The sequence below is a fragment of the Roseomonas sp. AR75 genome (assembly GCF_005222815.1).
Taxonomy (GTDB): Bacteria; Pseudomonadota; Alphaproteobacteria; order Acetobacterales; family Acetobacteraceae; genus Falsiroseomonas.
The window spans coordinates 1,292,076-1,310,698 of the sequence record NZ_STGB01000001.1 but is presented as its reverse complement, the minus strand read 5'-3'; the positions used below and the strand labels follow the sequence as shown (position 1 = coordinate 1,310,698).

Annotated in this window: 18 protein-coding genes and 1 tRNA gene; 15 read left to right on the top strand and 4 right to left on the bottom strand. The window is 69.9% G+C overall.

All coding sequences use genetic code 11. From position 1 onward, the window contains the following. Positions 1 to 71: 71 nt before the first annotated feature. A complete protein-coding gene (locus E4T13_RS06165; RefSeq protein WP_137177317.1) occupies positions 72 to 968 on the top strand; it encodes an oxaloacetate decarboxylase in 897 nt (298 codons plus the stop codon). Between the two features lie 20 nt (positions 969 to 988). Here E4T13_RS06165 and E4T13_RS06160 read toward each other — a convergent pair whose 3' ends face one another. Continuing rightward, complete coding sequence (locus tag E4T13_RS06160; RefSeq protein WP_137177316.1) at positions 989 to 1,957, bottom strand: NAD(P)-dependent oxidoreductase; 969 nt, start codon at positions 1,955 to 1,957, stop codon at positions 989 to 991. An 86-nt stretch (positions 1,958 to 2,043) separates the two neighbouring features. Between E4T13_RS06160 and E4T13_RS06155 the strand changes: the two genes are divergently transcribed. The 6 genes from E4T13_RS06155 to E4T13_RS06130 are packed head-to-tail and all read left to right on the top strand — an operon-like array spanning position 2,044 to position 9,800. Continuing rightward, positions 2,044 to 4,119 carry a hydantoinase/oxoprolinase family protein gene (locus E4T13_RS06155; protein WP_137177315.1) on the top strand — a complete coding sequence of 692 codons (2,076 nt, stop codon included), beginning with the start codon at positions 2,044 to 2,046 and terminating at the stop codon, positions 4,117 to 4,119. Between the two features lie 3 nt (positions 4,120 to 4,122). After that, positions 4,123 to 5,856, top strand: coding sequence for a hydantoinase B/oxoprolinase family protein (locus E4T13_RS06150; protein WP_137177314.1), 1,734 nt, complete (start codon positions 4,123 to 4,125; stop codon positions 5,854 to 5,856). A gap of 3 nt (positions 5,857 to 5,859) precedes the next feature. Continuing rightward, positions 5,860 to 6,756, top strand: a complete 897-nt coding sequence (locus E4T13_RS06145; protein ID WP_137177313.1) for an ABC transporter permease — start codon at positions 5,860 to 5,862, stop codon at positions 6,754 to 6,756. Further along, positions 6,753 to 7,565, top strand: a complete 813-nt coding sequence (locus tag E4T13_RS06140) for an ABC transporter permease (RefSeq protein WP_137177312.1) — start codon at positions 6,753 to 6,755, stop codon at positions 7,563 to 7,565. Before E4T13_RS06145 ends, E4T13_RS06140 begins: the two co-directional genes overlap by 4 nt. Before the next feature lie 28 nt (positions 7,566 to 7,593). After that, a complete protein-coding gene (locus E4T13_RS06135) occupies positions 7,594 to 8,679 on the top strand; it encodes a PotD/PotF family extracellular solute-binding protein (RefSeq protein WP_137177311.1) in 1,086 nt (361 codons plus the stop codon). A 14-nt stretch (positions 8,680 to 8,693) separates the two neighbouring features. After that, complete coding sequence (locus tag E4T13_RS06130) at positions 8,694 to 9,800, top strand: ABC transporter ATP-binding protein (RefSeq protein WP_206030079.1); 1,107 nt, start codon at positions 8,694 to 8,696, stop codon at positions 9,798 to 9,800. A gap of 40 nt (positions 9,801 to 9,840) precedes the next feature. Here E4T13_RS06130 and E4T13_RS06125 read toward each other — a convergent pair whose 3' ends face one another. Together E4T13_RS06125 and maiA are read right to left on the bottom strand one after the other, a co-directional pair. Continuing rightward, complete coding sequence (locus E4T13_RS06125; RefSeq protein ID WP_137177309.1) at positions 9,841 to 10,431, bottom strand: carboxymuconolactone decarboxylase family protein; 591 nt, start codon at positions 10,429 to 10,431, stop codon at positions 9,841 to 9,843. Positions 10,432 to 10,474: 43 nt separating this feature from the next. Further along, positions 10,475 to 11,122 (bottom strand): maleylacetoacetate isomerase, encoded by a 648-nt coding sequence (gene maiA / locus E4T13_RS06120; protein ID WP_368773290.1) that lies wholly within the window; start codon positions 11,120 to 11,122, stop codon positions 10,475 to 10,477. 96 nt (positions 11,123 to 11,218) lie between these two features. On the opposite strand from maiA, the gene E4T13_RS06115 reads away from it, so the two are divergent. The 3 genes from E4T13_RS06115 to E4T13_RS06105 all read left to right on the top strand — a co-directional run bounded on the left by E4T13_RS06115 (position 11,219) and on the right by E4T13_RS06105 (position 14,219). After that, on the top strand, positions 11,219 to 12,163 hold the full coding sequence (locus E4T13_RS06115; protein ID WP_137177308.1) for a dihydrodipicolinate synthase family protein: 945 nt from the start codon (positions 11,219 to 11,221) through the stop codon (positions 12,161 to 12,163). Positions 12,164 to 12,339: 176 nt separating this feature from the next. After that, on the top strand, positions 12,340 to 13,212 hold the full coding sequence (locus E4T13_RS06110; protein WP_137177307.1) for a fumarylacetoacetate hydrolase family protein: 873 nt from the start codon (positions 12,340 to 12,342) through the stop codon (positions 13,210 to 13,212). 35 nt (positions 13,213 to 13,247) lie between these two features. Next, positions 13,248 to 14,219, top strand: coding sequence for a tripartite tricarboxylate transporter substrate binding protein (locus E4T13_RS06105; RefSeq protein WP_137177306.1), 972 nt, complete (start codon positions 13,248 to 13,250; stop codon positions 14,217 to 14,219). Positions 14,220 to 14,228: 9 nt separating this feature from the next. On the opposite strand, the gene E4T13_RS06100 is transcribed toward E4T13_RS06105, so the two are convergent. Further along, entirely contained in the window at positions 14,229 to 14,501 is a 273-nt protein-coding gene (locus tag E4T13_RS06100) for a hypothetical protein (protein ID WP_240791000.1), read from the bottom strand. 113 nt (positions 14,502 to 14,614) lie between these two features. Between E4T13_RS06100 and E4T13_RS06095 the strand changes: the two genes are divergently transcribed. The 5 genes from E4T13_RS06095 to E4T13_RS06075 all read left to right on the top strand — a co-directional run bounded on the left by E4T13_RS06095 (position 14,615) and on the right by E4T13_RS06075 (position 18,621). Further along, positions 14,615 to 15,244, top strand: a complete 630-nt coding sequence (locus tag E4T13_RS06095; protein ID WP_137177304.1) for a glutathione S-transferase family protein — start codon at positions 14,615 to 14,617, stop codon at positions 15,242 to 15,244. 85 nt (positions 15,245 to 15,329) lie between these two features. After that, positions 15,330 to 15,423, top strand: a tRNA-Ser gene (locus tag E4T13_RS06090). A 58-nt stretch (positions 15,424 to 15,481) separates the two neighbouring features. Continuing rightward, positions 15,482 to 16,096: a DNA-3-methyladenine glycosylase I gene (locus tag E4T13_RS06085; RefSeq protein WP_137177303.1), complete on the top strand. Its 615-nt coding sequence runs from the start codon at positions 15,482 to 15,484 to the stop codon at positions 16,094 to 16,096. Between the two features lie 105 nt (positions 16,097 to 16,201). Next, on the top strand, positions 16,202 to 17,845 hold the full coding sequence (locus E4T13_RS06080) for a GMC family oxidoreductase (RefSeq protein ID WP_137177302.1): 1,644 nt from the start codon (positions 16,202 to 16,204) through the stop codon (positions 17,843 to 17,845). Continuing rightward, on the top strand, positions 17,842 to 18,621 hold the full coding sequence (locus E4T13_RS06075; RefSeq protein ID WP_137177301.1) for an SDR family NAD(P)-dependent oxidoreductase: 780 nt from the start codon (positions 17,842 to 17,844) through the stop codon (positions 18,619 to 18,621). The genes E4T13_RS06080 and E4T13_RS06075 overlap by 4 nt, the downstream gene beginning before the upstream one ends. The last annotated feature ends 2 nt before the right edge of the window (positions 18,622 to 18,623 follow it).

Genomic DNA, 18,623 nt, shown 5'->3' with positions numbered 1-18,623 from the left:
ACCGAACAGCGCGATCCTGGGCAAGCCCGGGCGCGCCGCCGGGCGGGGCGGGAGAAGGAGCGGACGTGCCGATGGGCTTCGCAGCCGCGGACAGGTTGCGCGCGCTGATGGCAGAGGGTGCCGGCACCTCGCCGGTGCTGGCGCCGGGCGTCTGGGACGGGCTGTCGGCGAGGCTGGCGGTACAGGCCGGTGCCAGTGCGCTGCACGCCAGCGGCGGTGCCATCGCCCGCGCCGCCGGGCAGCCCGATCTCGGCATCATCGGCCTGGCCGAGATGGAAGCGCGCATTGGCGAGATCGTCGAAGGCGCCGGCAAGGTGCCGGTGATCGCCGATGCGGATACCGGCTATGGCGGGCTGCTGAACCTGGCGCATGCCGTGCGCCGCTATGCGCGGCTCGGCGTGGCCGCGCTGCATGTCGAGGACCAGCCCTTCCCGAAGCGCTGCGGCCTGTTCGATGGCGTGACCGTGGTGCCGCAGGCCGACATGGTCGCGCGCCTGCGCGCTGCGCGCGACACCGTGTCCGGGATGGGCGGCGGGCCGCTGATCATCGCGCGCACCGATGCGATCAAGCCGGAAGGGCTTGATGCGGCGCTCGGCCGCATGCGTGCCTACATCGCCGCGGGCGCCGACATGGCCTTCGTGGAGGGCCTGGAGGATGTGCGTGCGCTCGAAGCAGCGCAGGCGGCGCTTCCCGGCGTGCCGCAGCTCTTCAATGCCAGCATGAGTGCGACCGGCCTGCCGGTGCCGCCCGCGCGCCTGGCCGCCCTCGGCATCGCGGTCGTCATCTATCCCGGCGACGCGCAACGTGCGGCGGTCGCGGCAATGGACGCGACTTTCCGCACCATGCTGCGCGATGCCGACACGCGCGCAGTGTCCGACCGCCTGGCATCACCGGCGCTGCGCGACGGCGCCGTCGGCACGCGGGCGCTGATGGAGGCCGAGGCCCGCTGGATCGAGGGGCGCGGCTGATGCCCGCCGCGCGCACCGGATCAGCCTGCCGCCGCGCGCCGCCAGGCAAGGTCGTCGTCCATCGCGCGCTCCAAATCATAGGCAGCGCGGAAGCCCGTCAGCGCGGCGAGCGATTCCGTCTCCATCGGCGCACGGCCGTTGGATGCGGATTCGCCCTGCGGATCGGCCGGGTCGTGCTTCCAGGCGAAGCCGGGAATGCGCTGCGCGAGGCCCGCGCACCAATCGGCCAGCGACCACGTCGTGCCGGGCGCCAGGTGCAGCGGCTGCGCCGCGGCCTTGGCCGTATCCACCAGGCTCGTCAGCCCGGCCGCAACGTCCACCGAATAAATGAAGTCGCGCGGACCGTCATCGGCCAGCACCGCCGCCTGGCCGGCCAGCGCGCGCTCGGTCAGGCGCAGCAGCGGGGAGGCGATGGGGCGCGCGCCCGTCGCGCGTTCCCAGCGTCCGAAGACCGAAGAGAGCCGGACGACCGCGAAGGGCACATCGCCCTCCGCCGCGGCCAGCAGGCTCATCCGCTCGCCCGCGAACTTCGCGACGCCGTAGGGCGTGCGGGGATCGGGGCGGATGCTCGCATCCAGCACCGGCGCGTCGAAGCCGGCGCCGCCGAACACAGCGCCGGAGGATGTGACGACCAGGAAGCAGCCCGGCAGCGCCGCCGCCGCGGCCACGGCATGCAGCGGGCCGAGGATGTTCACCTGTGCCGTGCGGCAGGCCAGCGCCGGCGGCACGCGGCCCAGCGGCGTCATCGCGGCAAGATGGACGATGGCGCGCGGACGATGCCGTGCGACCAGCGCGGCGTAGGCGGCCGCATCGGTCACGTCCAACCGCTCCGCAGCCAGCAGCCGTCCCGGGAGGGCGGGCAGGTCCCGCGCGGCGCGCGGCGGCAGCGGATCCAGGTCCGCGGCGATCACCGTATCGCCGCGCGCCAGCAGATGCTCGACCAGCGCAAGCCCGACGAAGCCGCTGCCGCCCACGACCAGCACGCTCATCGGCACTCTCCTTCGTTGGCTCGTGGCAATCCTGCATCGTCGCGCGTCCGCGTCCAGCCCCGCAGTCCAGGAGCGATGACCCCCGCATGACAGGCGACAAGCTCGGCATCGATATCGGCGGCACCTTTACCGACTTCGTGCTGGTGGACGGCGCGGGCGGGGAGGTGCTGGCCGCCAAGGTGCTGACCACGCCGCATGCGCCGGAGGAAGCGGTGTTCCGCGGCATCGCCGCGCTGGACGCGCAGCGCCCCGGATTCGCCGCCAAGGCCGCGGGCGTGATTCACGCCACGACGCTGGTCACCAATGCCATCCTGACGCGCCGCGGTGCGCGCACCGGCCTGATTGCCACCGCCGGCTTCCGCGACATCATCGAGATGCGGCGCGAAGTCCGCTACGACCTGTTCGACATGTTCATCCGCTACCCGGACCCGATCGTGCCGCGGAACCTGCGGCTGGGCGTCAGGGAGCGAGTGCTGGCCGATGGCCGCGTGCTGGAGCCGCTGGAGGAAGCGGATGTGCGCGACGCCGCACGGCAGCTCCGCGCGGCGCGCGTGGAGGCCGTGGCGGTCTGCCTGCTGCACGCCTACGCCAATGCCGCGCATGAGCGCCGCATCGCGGAGATCCTGCGGGAGGAACTGCCTGGCGTGGAGCTTTCGCTCTCGCACGAGGTGCACCCGGAACCGAAGGAATACGAACGCAGCTCCACCACCGTGGTGGATGCCTATGTGAAGCGGCTGACCGCCACCTACCTCGACCGCCTGCAGGCCGGGCTGGCGGAGCGCGGCTATACGCGCCCGCTGTTCGTGATGCTGTCGAATGGCGGCACCGCGACGGCGGAGACGGCGAAGCGCTTTCCCGTGCAGATCGTGGAAAGCGGACCCGCCGCGGGGGTGGAGGCGGCGATCCATTTCGGCGGGCGGCTCGGCCTCTCCGCCCTGCTTGCCTTTGACATGGGCGGCACCACGGCGAAGCTCTGCCTGGTGGAGCAAGGCCGCGCGGCGCGCACAAGGCATTTCGAGGTGGACCGCGTGCACCGATTCAAGGCCGGCAGCGGCATGCCGGTGGCCGTGCCGGTCTATGACCTGCTGGAGATCGGCGCCGGCGGCGGCTCGATCGCGCGGGTGGATGATCTCGGGCTGATCCGCGTCGGGCCGGAGAGCGCGGGGTCCGATCCGGCGCCGGCCTGCTACGGACTTGGTGGCGAAGCGCCGACGGTCACCGATGCGGATCTCGCGCTCGGCTATCTGAACCCCGACTTCTTCCTGGGCGGCGCGATGAAGCTGGATCGCAGCCGTGCGGAGGCCGCGATCGCCACGCGCGTGGCGGGGCCGGCCGGCCTTGACGCCGCGCGGGCCGCGGCCGGCATCCATGCCATCGTGAACGAGACGATGGCCGCCGCGGGCCGCGTCTATGTCGCGGACAAGGGCAAGTCGGCCTCGGCGCTGGCGCTGGTGGTGACCGGTGGCGCGGGACCTGTGCATGCGGTCGGTCTCGCCCGGCGGCTGGGCTGCCGGCATGTCATCGTGCCGCCGCTGGCCGGTGTCATGTCCTCCCTTGGCCTGCTCGCCGCGCCCATCGCCTTCGAGCGCAGCCGGCCGCTGAACCGACGCGTGGCGACCCTGGACGTGGCGACGGTCGCGGCGGAGTTGGAGGCGCTGGCGGCGGAAGCGGTCGCGCTGCTGCCGCCCGACGCGGCGCCGGAGATCCGCCGCAGCGCCGACCTGCGCTACCATGGCCAGGACCACGCCCTGGAGATCCCGATCGTCGGTGCCGTGGATGGCAGCCTGCCGGATCGCCTCACCGCCGGCTTCCTTGCCGCCTACGAGGCGCTCTACGGCAAGGTGGACGACGACAATCCCATCGAGATCGCCGCGTTGCGCGTGGAGGCGCGGCAGCCGCAGCCGCCACCCGCGCTGCCCGCCCCGCGCGAAGGCGCGCCGGCGGCGCCGATCGGCAAGCGCCTCGCCTGGCAGCACGATGCGGAGCGCTTCGAGGCGACGCCGGTCTATCTGCGGGAGACGCTGACGCTGCAGCAGCGCATCACCGGCCCCGCCATCGTGGAGGAGCGCGAATCCACCACCATCATCGGCCGTGGCGACCTGCTGCACGTGCACGAATCCGGCGCGCTGATCGTCGAGCTTGCGACGAAGGGAGAGGGCTGACCCATGCGCCTCGATGCCGTGACCGTGCAGGTGCTGTGGAACCGCCTCGTCGCCATCGTGGACGAGGCCGCGCAGGGTCTGATCCGCACCGCCTACACGCCCTCCGTCAAGGAATACCACGATTTCTGCTGCGCGGTGTTCGATGCCCGCGCCGACATGCTGGCGCATTCCACCGTCACGACCGCCGGCTTCCTCGGCATCGTGCCGGAGGTGATGCGCAACTTCGTCAGGGCCTTTCCCGCCGACACGCTGCAGCCCGGCGACGTCATCATCACCAACGATCCCTGGGTGGCCAGCGGCCACCTGATCGACATCTCCGTGGCTTCACCGATCTTCCACAACGGGAAGCTGGTGGGCTTCACCCTCTGCATCGTCCATCACCTCGACATGGGCGGGCGCATGTCCACGCTGGAATCGAAGGACATGTACGAGGAGGGGCTGAAGATCCCCATCATGAAGCTCTACGACGCCGGCCGGCTGAACGAAGCGGTGTTCCAGTTCATCCGCGCCAATATCCGCGTGCCGGAGAAGGTGCTGGGCGACCTCCGCGCGCAGCTCGTCGCCAACAATGTCTGCACGCGCGGCCTCGTCGCCATGCTGGAGGAGACGGGCCTTCACGACCTCGGCGAGCTCGGCGCGGAGATCACCGCGCGCAGCGAGCGCAGCCTGCGGGCGAAGATCGCGAAGCTGCCCAAGGGCACCTGGCGCAGCGAGGTGCTGCTGCCGCCGCTGCCGGTGACCGGCGAGCAGGTGCGCATCCATGCCGCGCTCACCATTGCCGAAGACCAGGTCATCATCGACTTCGCCGGGACATCGGGCGAGGTGCGCGCGGCGGTGAACTGCACCCTCAACATGACGCGCAGCTACAGCGCCTATCCCATCAAGCTGGCGCTGGATCCCGAGGTGCCGAACAACGATGGCTGCATGCGCGCCATCACCATCCGCGCCCCCGAAGGCTGCGCGGTGAATTGCCGCCCGCCGGCCTCCACCTGGGGGCGCACGATGATCTCCCACCTGCTGCCGGAGGTGATCTACGGCGCGCTGGAACAGGTGCTGCCGGACGCGGTGCTGGGCGGCAATGGGGGCTGCCCGGCGAACGAGATGTACCTGCATGGCCGCCGGCGGGAGGGCGGCAGCTTCCTGGCGATCTCGCAGCACTCGGGCGGCTTCGGCGGCAGCGTGCGCCAGGATGGCTGGCCGACGCTGTGCTTCCCGAACAACACGGCGAACATCCCCATCGAGGTGACGGAACGCGAGGCGCCCATCGTCTATCGCCGCAAGGAATTCGTCACCGACAGCCCCGGCCCCGGCCGCTTCCGCGGCGGCCCCGGGCAGGAGGTGGAGTTCGAGGTGCTGCAGGCCGACCTCGTCGGCGGCTATGTCGAAAGCTCCGTGCGCCTCAACGGCCGTACGGAAGGCGGCAGCTTCCCGATCGGCGGGCGCGCCGGCGGCCGCGCGGGCCGCGGCGGCGGCCTGTGGGTGAACGGAGAGCCGGCGGAACACGGCATCTATCGTCGTCTCCATCCCGGCGACAGGCTGCGCTTCACGCTGGGCGGCGGCGGCGGCTACGGCGATCCTCTGGCGCGCGATCCCGAAGCGGTGCTGGCCGATGTGCGGGAAGGGAAGGTGAGCGCGGAGGCCGCGCGCCAGGACTACGGCGTGGTGCTGGATGGCGCGGGCGTCGCCGTGGACGTGGCGGCGACGCAGGCGCTGCGCGCGTTGCGGCAGGGTGCCTGAGGCGTGGCGGCGCAACGCCAGCCCCGTGCCTTTCCGGGGGTCCGCCCGATCGGCCGGCCCTTCTGGCTCATGCTGCCCGGCGTCGCCTGGCTTGTGGTGTTCGGCCTGGCGCCCGTCCTGTTCATGATCGCCGTTTCCTTCTGGCGATCCTCGATCTTCGGCACGACGCCGGATTTCGTCCTCGACAGCTATGCCCGCATCATCGAGGAGCCGCTCTACCTCGACCTGATCGTCAAGACGCTGCGCATGGCCGCGCTGGCAACGCTGCTCTCGCTGGTGGTGTCCTATCCGCTCGCCTGGTTCCTGGCGACGCGGCGCGGCGTGTGGAAGGCGATCTGGCTGGTGGCGGTCTTCGTGCCGTTCTGGATCAGCTATGTGGTCCGCACCTTCGTCTGGCTGCCCATCCTCGGCCGGAACGGGCTGATCAACCAGGCGCTGCTGTCGCTCGGCATCGTGGACGCGCCGGTGGAGTGGCTGCTGTACAACGAGGGCGCGGTCTATGTTGGCCTCGTCTACGTCTACACGCTGTTCATGACGCTGCCGATCTACCTGGCGCTGGGCCGCATCGACCCGAAGCTGCTGGAAGCTTCGGCCGATCTCGGCGCGCGGCCCTGGCAGACCTTCCGCCATGTCGTGCTGCCGCTGTCCTGGCCGGGCGTGCTCTCCGGTTGCATCATGGTGTTCCTGCTGGCCGTGTCCGCCTATGTCACGCCGCGGCTGCTGGGCGGCACCTCCGGCATCATGCTCGGCAACATGATCGCCTCGCAGTTCCTGTCGAACAACAACTGGGCGATGGGCGCGGCGCTGTCCGTTACGCTAGTGGGCATCGTGGGTGCGCTGCTGCTTGTCGCGGGGCGCTGGATCGGCGTCGCCGAGGTCTTCACGGGGGGCAGGAAGTGAGCGCAGCGCCCCGCCCGCGTGACCCCTACCGGTGGTGGCGGGCCGCGCTCGGCCTCTACACCACGCTGTTCCTCGGCTTCCTGTATCTGCCGCTGGTCGTGATCGTTGTGCTGTCCTTCAATAACAGCACCTCCACCGGGTTCCCGCTGACCGGCGCAACGACGAAATGGTATGGCCAGGTGCTGAACAGCGCGGACCTGCTGGCCGCCTTCGGCAATTCGATGGCGGTGGGCGCGACGGCGGCCGCCATCTCCACCGCCTTGGCGCTGCTGCTGGCGCTCGGCTTCCGTCACGGCGTGCGCGGACAATCGCTGGTGCTGAACCTGATCCTGCTGCCGGTGCTGCTGCCGGGGATCGTCGGCGGCATCGTGCTGCTGATCTTCTTCGGCTACATGGAAGTTCGGTCGGATCTCTGGACCACGGTGCTGGTGGCGCATGTGAACTACGTGCTGCCCTTCGCCTTCCTCACGCTCTATCCCCGCGTCCACGGCTTCGACCGCGCGCTGGAGGAAGCGGCGATGGATCTCGGCGCGACGCCGATGCAGGTGTTCCGCCACGTGGTGTGGCCGATCCTGATGCCCGCCGTGGTGGCGACGGCGCTGTTCGCCTTCACCCTCTCCTTCGACGAGTTCATCCGCACCGTCTTCGTCAGCGGTCATGATCGCACCATACCCGTGCTGTTCTGGCTGCTGGTGGTGGATGAGATCGCGCCCTACCTGCCGGCGATGGCGGTGGTGATCATCCTGGTCTCCACGGCGCTGTCGCTGGCCGCCTTCGCGATCGGCCGCCGCGCCGACCGCGCCACGTGAGTGCAACGGACCAACAGAGGAGGTGACCATGACAGGACATGCAATCGGGCGGCGCGCCGCCCTTGGCCTCGCCGGCGGGGCGGCGCTGGCGGCCGCCAATCCGGCCGCGGCGCAGGACCGTCGCCTGGTCGCGGTGATGCCCGGGCCGTTCCTGCCGAACGGCGCGCGCGCCATCCTCGAGCGGCAGATCAATGCCCGCGTCGAGAACCTGCCCTATGTCTCGCCGACCGACACCGCGGCGAAGCTGATGGCGCCGGGCGGCACCAGCCGATACGACATGATGTTCTCCACCACGGGCTTCATCCAGGCGCCGGTGCTGCGCGAGCGCGCGGGCCAGGAACTGGCGCGCCCGCTCGATCTCTCGAAGATCCCGAACGCCGCGAAGATCTCGCCGCTGTTCCAGTCGGAGATCACGAAGCGTGGCGACAACACCTTCATGCTCCCGGTGGTGTGGGGCTACGACAGCGTGGTCTATGACCGCGACCGGATCCCGGAGAACGACCCGCTGACCCAGTCCTGGGGCGTGCTGTTCGCGGACAAGTATGCCGGTCGCGTGGCGCTGCGCGACGATCCCTATCAGTCCATCTGCCTGACGGCGCTGCATCTCGGCATCCGCTCGCCGGAGACGATGTCGCAGGCGGATCTCAACCGCGTGACGCAGTTCCTCATTTCCAAGAAGCGCAACTTTCGCACCATCTGGGGCAGCTTCGCCGAGGCGGTGAATCTGATCTCCTCGCGCGAGGTCGATGCCGTCTTCGGCTGGATCCCGATGCGCGCGGCGCTGCAGGCGCAGGGGCGCAACGTGACCAACAACTGGCCGAGCGAGGGGCTGCTGGTCTTCACCCACTCGGCCTTCATTCCGCGCGAATCCCGCAACGTCGATCTCGCCCATGCCGCGATCAACGCCGCGCTGTCCGACGAATTCGGCAAGCAGCTCGGCGAGGAGACGCAGTATCCCGTGACGAATGCCAATGTCGCGGCCAGCTTCTCCGCCGCGGACCAGGCGCGGCTCGGATACGACGTGGAGAAGCGCGGCATTCCGCTGCACCGCTACGCCTTCCCGGCGGCCATGGATCGCTGGATCGAGGCCTGGGGCCGGTTCAAGGCGGCCTGAGCGAGGGGAAAGGCGTGCCACGCGAGGACAGGGAGGCGGCGGCCGGTGCGGTCGCCGTCGCCATCCGCAAGGTCGGGAAACGCTTCGGCAGCGTCGCGGCGCTGGACGACGTTTCGCTGGACATCCGGCGGGGCGAGTTCTTCTCGCTGCTCGGCCCTTCGGGTTGCGGCAAGACGACGCTGCTGCGTTCCATCGGCGGGTTCGAGGCGCCGACGGAAGGCGACATCCTGATCGAGGGACGCAGCGTCCTGCACCTCGCGCCGTACGAACGCCCGACCAACATGATCTTCCAGCACTTGGCCTTGTTCCCGCATCTCGGCGTGCGGGACAATGTCGGCTTCGGACTGCGGATGAAGGGCGCGGATCGCGCGGAGACGGCCCGACGCGTGCAGGAGGTGCTGCGCCTGGTGCGTCTGGAGGAGTATGGCGACCGGCGCGTCGACCAGCTTTCCGGCGGCCAGCGGCAGCGCGTGGCGATGGCGCGCGCGCTGGTGAACGATCCCGCGGTGCTGCTGCTGGACGAGCCGCTGGGCGCGCTGGACCTGCAGCTTCGGTTGCAGATGCAGGAGGAGCTGCGCCGCCTGCAACGGCAGCTCGGCGCCACCTTCGTCTTCGTGACGCATGACCAGGGCGAGGCGATGGCGATGTCGGACCGGATCGCCGTGATGAACGCGGGACGGCTGCAGCAGGTGGGGACGCCGGCCGAGATCTATGAACGGCCCGCGAACCGCTTCGTCGCCACCTTCGTCGGCCATGCCAACTTGGTCGAGGCGCGCCTGACCGGCCGCAGGCAGGATGGCTTCGCTGAGGCCGTCAGCGCGGACGGCCTCGCCTTCCTCGGTCAGGCGCCGCCGCACGCCGGCGCGCGGGATGCCGTTCTGGCGGTGCTGCGGCACGAGAAGCTGCGCGTGCATCCATCCGACACGGTGCAGGCGGGCGTGGCGGCCAGCGTGGTCGAGCGCACCTATATGGGTTCGAGCTTGCGCTTCACCTGCCGTGCGCAGGGCGGCGCAATCCTGACGGCGGATACCCCCAACGACATGCCGGGCCGCGACATCGCGGAAGGTGCTGCAGTGCTGCTCGACTGGTCGCCGGCGGATGTCGTGTTCCTGACGGAGTAGCAGCCTCGCGGCGATCCGAGCGTCGGGTGCCCGCCTGGAGTCAGCCGTGCTTGCCTGCGCTCCAGCCGGCAGCCGAGAGGCGCCGCTCCGCAGCCTCGATGCCGATCGGCTCGAGCGTGGTGGCCATCGAATCGTTCCAGCGGTTCAGGAAGCCGAACAAGGCGATGACGCCGAGGATCTCGACGATCTCGCCATCGTCCCAATGCGCCTTCAGCGCCGCGGCGATCTCCGGGGTGACGGCATTGGGAACCGAGGCGGCAGCGATGGCGAAGTCGAAAGCTGCGCACTCGGCCGCGGTGAAGTGCGGGCTGGTGCGATAGGACCAGATGTCGGCCAGGCGCTCCGGCGTCGCGCCGAAGCGTTCCGCCGCAAGGATCGTGTGCGCCTCGCAGTAGCGGCAGCCGGCGGTATGGGATGCGAGATAGCCGATCAGCCGCTTCTGTTCCGCGGTGACGCGCCCGCCATTCGCCATGACGGCCTTGTTGAGTTCGGTGAAGGCGCGCGCGATGGCGGGACGACGCTGCATCGTCAGCACGGAGTTCGGGACCGTGCCCAGCGGCCCTCGGAAGAACTGGATCAGGTCCAGCAGTCCGGGGTCATGATCCTCGGGCAGCGGTGGTATCAGGGCCATGGCAGAATCCCTCGTGGTTGCCGGGGCGTCTTGTGCGGTGCGTTCACTCCGCGTCGGGCTGCGCTTCCGGCGCGGCGCGGGCGAAGGCGGGCAGGGCCGCGCAGGCGGCTTCGACGGCCGCCACGTGCGGATAGGGCGAGAGATCGACGCCGAACCGGCGGGCATTGCCAAGCTGGGGCACGAGGCAGAGGTCGGCGAGCCCCGGCGCGTCGCCATGGCAGAAGCGGCCGGTCGCCGGCTCCGCCAGCCGCGCCTCGAAGGCAGCAAGGCCGGTCGCGATCCAATGCCGCGCCCAGGCATCGATGGCCGGTTGCTCCTGCCGCAATTCGCGCTTGAGGTATTGCAGCACGCGCAGGTTCTGGATCGGGTGGATGTCGCAGGCGACGATCTGGGCGAGCGCCCGCACCCGTGCCCGGCCCCAGGCATCCGTCGGCAGCAAGGCGGGGCTGGGCTCGGTCTCCTCCAGCCATTCCAGGATGGCGAGGGATTGCGTCAGCGCTCCCTGACCCGCCACCTCCAGCGTCGGCACGAGCCCCTGCGGATTGAGCGCAAGATGGTCCGGCGCGGCCTGCTCGCCCTTGCGGAGATGGCGGAACACCTGCCGCGCCGGAAGGCCCTTCAGCTCCAGCGCGATCCGGACCCGCCAGGCGGCGGAGGAACGGAAATAGCCGTGCAGGATCATCTCGGTCATGGCGGGCCTCCCGCCGCCATGACGGGGGGCGGCGGAACGCCTGTCAACACGCCGCCGGCCCTGCTAATCTCGCCCGACCAGGAGAGGATCGGCTTCATGGCCAAGATGCGGATCGAGGGATCCTTCGTCGCCCTCATCACCCCCTTCAACGCCGATGGCAGCGTCGATTTCGGCGGCTTCCGCACGCTGCTCGACTGGCATGCCAGGAACGGCACCTCGGCCGTGCTGATCATGGGCTCGACCGGCGAGGTCTCGATGCTGACGCCGGAGGAGCGGCGGGAGATCGTCGAGAAGACCGCGGCGATGAAGACGGGCGGGATGAAGTTCTTCTACGGCTGCACCGGGCCGAGCACCGCCGCGACCATCGCCTATCTCCGCCACGCCAAGGCTGCGGGCGCGGACGGCGCCATCCTGGCGGCGCCGGCCTATATCTGCGCGCCGGAAGACGACATCGAGGCGTATTTCGCCGAATGCGCCGATGCCGTCGAACTGCCCATCGGCATCTACAACAACCCGCCGCGCGTGAAGTCCGACCTGCACTGGGACCACCTGCTGCGACTGATGAAGCACCCGAACATCGTGGTCCTGAAGGAGAGCACCACGCGCGTCGGCCAGGTGGCGCAGGTCTGCGCCGCGCAGCCGGACGCGACGATCATGTGCTGCGACAGCCCGAATCTCGGGCTGGTGGTGCCGACCATGTCGCTCGGCGGCCATGGTACTGCGAACATGACCGGCAACATCGATCCGGCGGGCATGGCGCTGCTTTCCACGCCCTGGCGCACGCCGGAGCAGTCGGTCGTGTTCCGCGACACCTATCTGCGCCTGCTGCCTCTGCTGCACTTCACCTACAGCGCCATCAACCCGGTCGCGGTGAAGTCGCTGATGAAGGCGGTCGGGCTGCCGGCGGGCGATCTGCGACGTCCGCTGAGCGGTCTCAAGCCGGACCACCTTGCCCGGGGCGTGGAGATCGTGCGCCGGCTTGGCCTCGATGCGTGCTACGGCTGGCGCGTGCCCGGCGGGCTGCCGCTCGCGGCGGAGTAGGGGTTCGGCGGCACCGGTTTCTCGGTCTGGTCCAGAGCAGCTTGCGCCCGCTCGACGGAACCGCGGCGCGGTGTCGCCCGCGCGGGCGCTGCCCTGGTGGAGGGTTGGCTTACGTGTCGCGGCCCTGCCGGATAGAGTTGGTGCCGCTGCGGCACTGACACGAAGGAACCGGCGCGATGAGGCTCTTGCGTTTCGAGGAGCAGGGGCGGGGGATGACCGCCTTGCGGATCGGCGACGCCGTCGTGCCGATTGCCGCTCTTCCTGGGTTTCCCGACGATCCCGCGGCGATCCTCGCCGGCGGTGCCGCGCTTCAGACCAGGCTTGCCGCTGCCGCGGCGGCATCATCGGCGCGCCGGCCGCTTGCCGGGCTGAAGCTGCTGATGCCGATCGCCCGGCCCGGCAAGGTGATCTGCATCGGCCTGAACTACGCGCTGCACGCCAAGGAAGGCAACAACCCGATCCCCGACTATCCGGCCGTGTTCCTGCGCGTGCAGACCTCCCTTGTCGGGCCGGATGCGCCGATGCTGCGCCCGGCCTGCTCGACCAGGCTGGACTACGAAGCGGAACTCGCGGTCGTCATCGGCACGACGGCGCGTGCCGTGAAGGAGGCCGACGCGCTGGCCCATGTCGGCGCATACAGCCTGTTCAACGATGGCTCGGTGCGCGACTACCAGCGCAAGTCCACGCAGTGGACCATGGGCAAGAATTTCGATGCAACCGGCGCCTTCGGGCCGGAGCTTGTCACCCCGGACGAGTTGCCCCCGGGCGCCGCGCCGCTGCGCATCTGCGCGCGCGTGAACGGGCAGACCGTGCAGGACAGCACGACGGGCGACATGATCTTCCCCGTGGCGCGCTGCATCGCGATCCTGTCGGAGGTCATGACGCTGGAGCCCGGCGACGTGATCGCCACCGGCACGCCTTCCGGGGTGGGCTATGCGCGCAAGCCGGAACCGCTCTTCCTGGCGCCGGGCATGACGGTGGAGGTCGAGGTGGAGGGGATCGGCATCCTGCGCAACGGCATCGCCGACGATCCGGCCTTCGCGACATAGCCGCGCGGCAAGCGGCCAGCAGGGAGGAAACGACAATGAACCCGAAGACCACACGCCGCGCGGCGCTGCTCGGCGCCCTCGCCCTGTCCGCCGCGCCGAGGCTGGCGCGGGCGCAGTCCTGGCCCGACAAGCCGGTTCGCATCGTCGTGGCCTTCCCTCCCGGCTCCTCCACGGACGTGCTGGCGCGTGCGCTCGCCAACGCGTTGCAGCCGGTGCTCGGACAGCCCGTGGTGGTGGAGAACCGGCCTGGCGCCGGAGGCAACATCGCGACCGTCGCGGTGCGTCGCGGCCCTGCGGATGGCAGCGTCTTCCTTGCCCATTCGGTCGCCTTCTCGGTGAATCCGAGCCTGTTCCGCAATGCCGGCTACGAGGCAACCGAGTTCGAGCCGGTGGCGATGCTGGCCAGCACGCCCAACATCATCACCGTGAACCCGGAGAAGCTGCAGGTCAGTTCCTTGCCGGAGCTGATCGCGGCCGCCCGGGCGCGTCCGCTGGACTACGGCTCCTCCGGCATCGGCACGACGACTCATCTCGGGATGGAGTTGCTGTTCCGTCGCCTCGCGGGGGTCGAGATCCAGCATGTGCCCTTCGGCCCGGCCCAGGCCGTGACCGCGGTGGTCGGCGGCCAGGTGCCGGTGGGCAGCACCAGCCTTCCGCCCGCCCTGCCGATGGTGCGCGAAGGCCGGCTGCGCGGCATCGCCGTGACCAGCCTGCGCCGTGATCCGTCCCTGCCGGACGTACCGACCGTCGCCGAGCAGGGATTCCCGGGCTTCGAGGCACTGACCTGGTTCGCCATGGTGGCCCCGCCCGGAACGCCGGCGGAGATCTGCGACCGCATGAATGTCGAGGTGAACCGCGCCCTGACGTCGCCGGAGTTGCGTCCGCGCCTGAATGCCGCGGGGTTCGTCCCGGACCCGCGCCCGCGCGACGCCTTTGCCGCGTATCTCCGGGAGGAAGTCGGCAAGTGGGCCGAGGTCGTCCGCCTTTCGGGGGCGCGGGCGGAATAGGTCGGGCCTCTAGATGAATTGCCCGCGCAGGAAACCCAGCGCGGGCAGGGGGCTCCATGTCTTCGGCAGGTCCGCCCGCCGGATCGGGGCGACGCTGTAATGCGGCACCGGCTGGCGCGAACGGCGCAGCCAATCCTCGTACGCGGACACCTGTTGCGCCCGCCACGCGCGGTCGTCCAGGGCGTCGGACCGCGAGCGATAGACGTTCGCGACCCGGCTCTTCCGGCCGGCGGTCGCGATGACTGCCCAGAGCGTGTCGTCATCGCCGGCACGCAGGCTCACAAGGCTTGCCACGGACCGAGAGTCGCAAACCTGCCCGGGGGCGGTCAAGCTTGGCGTGGCAGGCTTCCCATGGGATCAAGCCGCCTATCCCACAGAAGCCGAGGCTTGCCCGGATGATCGACCTCTACACCTGGAACACCCCCAACGGGCGCAAGATCAGTATTGCGCTGGAGGAGATGGGGCTGGCCTACAAGGTCCATCCTGTGGATATCTCGAAAGGCCAGCAATTCGAGCCCGCCTTCCTGGCGATCTCTCCCAACAACCGCATCCCCGCCATCGTCGACCCGGAGGGTCCTGGCGGGCGGCCGATCAGCGTTTTCGAGTCCGGCGCCATCCTGCTCTATCTGGCCGAGAAGACCGGGCGCTTCCTGCCGGTCGAGCCCCGCGCCCGCGTGGAGGTGTGGGAATGGCTGATGTGGCAGATGGGCGGCTTCGGGCCGATGCCCGGCCAGGTGCACCACTTCCTGATGCAGCCCGAGGGTCCGGCCCGCGACTACGGCGTGAAGCGCTACCACACCGAGACCAAGCGGCTTTACGGCGTGCTGGACAAGCGCATGGCAGGGCGCGATTTCGTAGCCACTGCCGGCGAGCCGAGCATTGCCGACTTCGCCATCCTGGGCTGGGCCTGGCGCCATGAGCGCCACCAGGTGTCCTTCGAGGAGTTCCCTGCGGTTGGCGCCTGGTACGCCCGGATGATGGCCCGCCCGGCCGTGCAGCGCGGCTTCGAGGTCGCGCTTTCCTGACACGGGTTGTCGGGCCGGGGCAGGGCGGGTAGAAGCAGCGCTGCATACGTCGTGCAACTTTGGCATGCGTGACGCTGACCCGTGCGGAGGGGTGGCCGAGCGGCTGAAGGCGACGGTTTGCTAAACCGTTATAGGGGCTTAAACCTCTATCGTGGGTTCGAATCCCATCCCCTCCGCCACCCTCGCCCGACGCGCCTTGCTGCTGCACCATGCAGCCGATTCGGGTTGGGGGAAATCATGGCCAGCACCATACCTGGGCCTGACGGACGGCCGCGTTGCCATTGGTGCGGCGCTTCCCCCGACTACTTCGCCTATCACGACACGGAATGGGGTTTTCCCGTCGCCGATGATCGTCGGCTGTTCGAGAAGCTCTGCCTCGAAGGATTCCAGTCCGGCCTGAGCTGGCGGACCATCCTGGCCAAGCGGGAGAATTTCCGCGCGGCCTTCCACGGCTTCGATGTCGACCGCATCGCCCGCTACACCGAACGCGACGTCGAGCGGCTGCTGCAGGACGCCGGCATCGTCCGCCACCGCGGCAAGATCGAGGCGGTGATCAACAACGCCCAGCGCGCCCAGGACCTGGTTCGCCAGGAAGGCTCCATCGCCGCCTATGTGTGGCGTTTCGAGGAGGCCGCAGATCCCGACCCACAGACCCGCTCCACCTCGCCGGCGTCGGTCGCGATGTCGAAGGACCTGAAGAAGCGCGGATGGGCCTTCGTCGGTCCCACCACGGTCTATGCCTTCATGCAGGCCATGGGTCTGGTCAACGATCATGCCGCGGACTGCGTGACCCGCGCCGAGGTGGCGGCCGCGCGGGCTGCCTTCACGCCGCCATCCACCCCAGGTGCATGAAGGCCCACCTTGGCCTAGACAGGCGGGCGGGCCCCATGCCTTCCCGGCAGGGCGCCAGGGGTTGCGCGTGCCGGCCGGCCGCGCGGATGCAGGATCGCGCGTGCCATGACTGAAACGACGGCCGACAGCTTCGACTACGTCATCGTGGGCTCCGGCGCAGCCGGCTCGGTGCTCGCGAACCGGCTGACCGAGGATCCCGGCGTCACGGTCTGCGTGCTGGAGGCCGGGCCGCCCGACCGCAATCCCTGGATCCACATTCCCGCCGGCTTCGTGAAGACGCTGGCCGATCCGTCGGTGACCTGGCAGTTCAAGACGGAGCCCACGGCAAACACCGGCGGACGGCGCATCGCGACGACCCAGGGACGCACGCTCGGCGGGGGCTCCTCGGTGAACGGCATGATCTACAACCGCGGCCAGCCGACCGACCTCGATTCCTGGGGACAGCGCGGCAATCGCGGCTGGAGCTACGCGGACTGCCTGCCGTACTACCGCCGCAGCGAGAACCGCATCGGCGTGAGCGACGACACGCGCGGTCGCAACGACGGCGCGATCCCGGTCACCGACATGGACTGGATCCACCCGGTTTCCGAAGCCTTCATCCAGGGCTGCGTGAACCTCGGCATTCCCCGTGCGCGCGACTACAATTGCGGCGATCAGGCCGGCGTCGGCTACTACCAGCGCACCATCCGCAACGGCCGCCGCGTCTCCGCCGCGCGCGCCTTCCTGCACCCTGCGATGAGCCGGAAGAACCTGGAGGTGCGCACCAACGCGCGGGCCAGCCGCATCCTGTTCGAGGGGAAGCGCGCCGTCGGCATCCAGTACCTCGCCGCCCGCGGCGGAGCGCCGCGCGAGGTGCGGGCGCGGCGGGAGGTGATCCTCTCGGCCGGCACGGTGAACACGGCGCGGCTGCTGCAGGTCTCGGGCGTCGGGCCGTCCGATCTGCTCGGGCGCCTCGGCGTGCCGGTGGTGCACGAGTTGCGCGGTGTCGGGTCCAACTTCCGCGACCACTACGCGGCGCGCTTCGTGATGCGCGCCAAACCCGGCGTCGCCACGCTGAACGAGCTCTCGCGCGGCCTGCGCCTCGGGATGCAACTCGCGCGCTGGGCGACGGGGAAGCCCAACATCCTCGCCACCACGCCGTCCCATGTGCATGTCTTCTGGAAGAGCTTCGAGGGGCTGGACCAGCCGGACCTGCAATGCGTCTTCACCCCGGGCTCCTACGCCGAGGGCAAGGTCTACATCCTGGACGACTATCCCGGCGTCACCGCCGGCGCCTGGCAGCATCGGCCGGAAAGCCATGGCTGGGTGCGCGCGCGCAGTGCCGACGTGTTCGAGGATCCTGAGATCAACCCGAACTACCTCTCCGACCCGATGGATGTCCGCGTGCATATCGCGGGCATGCGCCTGCTGCGCCGGATGCTCGGCACGCCGGAACTCGGGGCGTTCCTGGAGCGCGAGACGCTGCCCGGGCCGCAGGCCCAGACCGATGACGAACTGCTTGATTTCTCGAAGCGCAACGGCAGCACGACCTATCACCTGATCGGGACGGCACGGATGGGGCCGGAGACCGACCCTGGCGCGGTGGTCAGCGACCGCCTGCTGGTGCACGGGATGCAAGGGCTGCGCGTGGTGGATGCCTCCGTGATGCCGCTGATGCCCTCGGCCAACACCTATGCGACCACCCTGATGATCGCGGAGAAGGCGGCGGACATGATCCGCGGTCGCGAGATGGCGGAGCAGGCAGCATGAGCACGAAGGTCGCACTGGTCACGGGGTCTGGCCGCGGCATCGGGTTGGCGACGACGCGCCGCTTCCTGGCCGAGGGCTGGCGCGTCGCGCTGCTCGACATCGATGGCGAGCTGCTCGGCCATGCGATGGCGGAGTTGGCGCGACCGGACGACACGCTGGCGCTGCATTGCGACGTGGCGGACGCCGTCGGCGTCACCGCCGCCGTGCAGCGCGCGCATGCCCATTTCGGCCGGCTGGACGCGCTGGTGAACAACGCCGGCACCGCGGTGTTCAAGCCGATCCTGGACGTGACGCCGGAGGAATGGGCGCGGGTGATGGCGGTGAACCTGACCGGCCCCTTCCTCGCCACCCAGGCGGCGGCGCCGCTGATGGCGGAAGGCGGCGGCGGGGCGGTGGTGAACATCACCTCCATCTCCGGCCTGCGCGCCTCCACGCTGCGCGTCGCCTATGGCACCAGCAAGGCGGCGCTGGCGCATCTGACCAAGCAGCAGGCGGTGGAGCTCGGCGCGCTCGGCATCCGCGTGAACGCCGTGGCGCCCGGCCCGGTGGACACCGCCATGGCCAAGGCGGTGCACACGCCAGAGATCCGCAAAGACTACCACGACACCATCCCGCTCGGTCGCTACGGGCTGGAGACGGAACTCGCCGAGGCGATCTTCTTCCTGTGCAGCGATCGCGCCAGCTATATGACCGGCCAGGTCATCGCGGTGGATGGCGGCTTCGACGCCACCGGCATCGGGCTGCCGACGCTGCGGGCGCAGCGCCGGAACCTTTGACG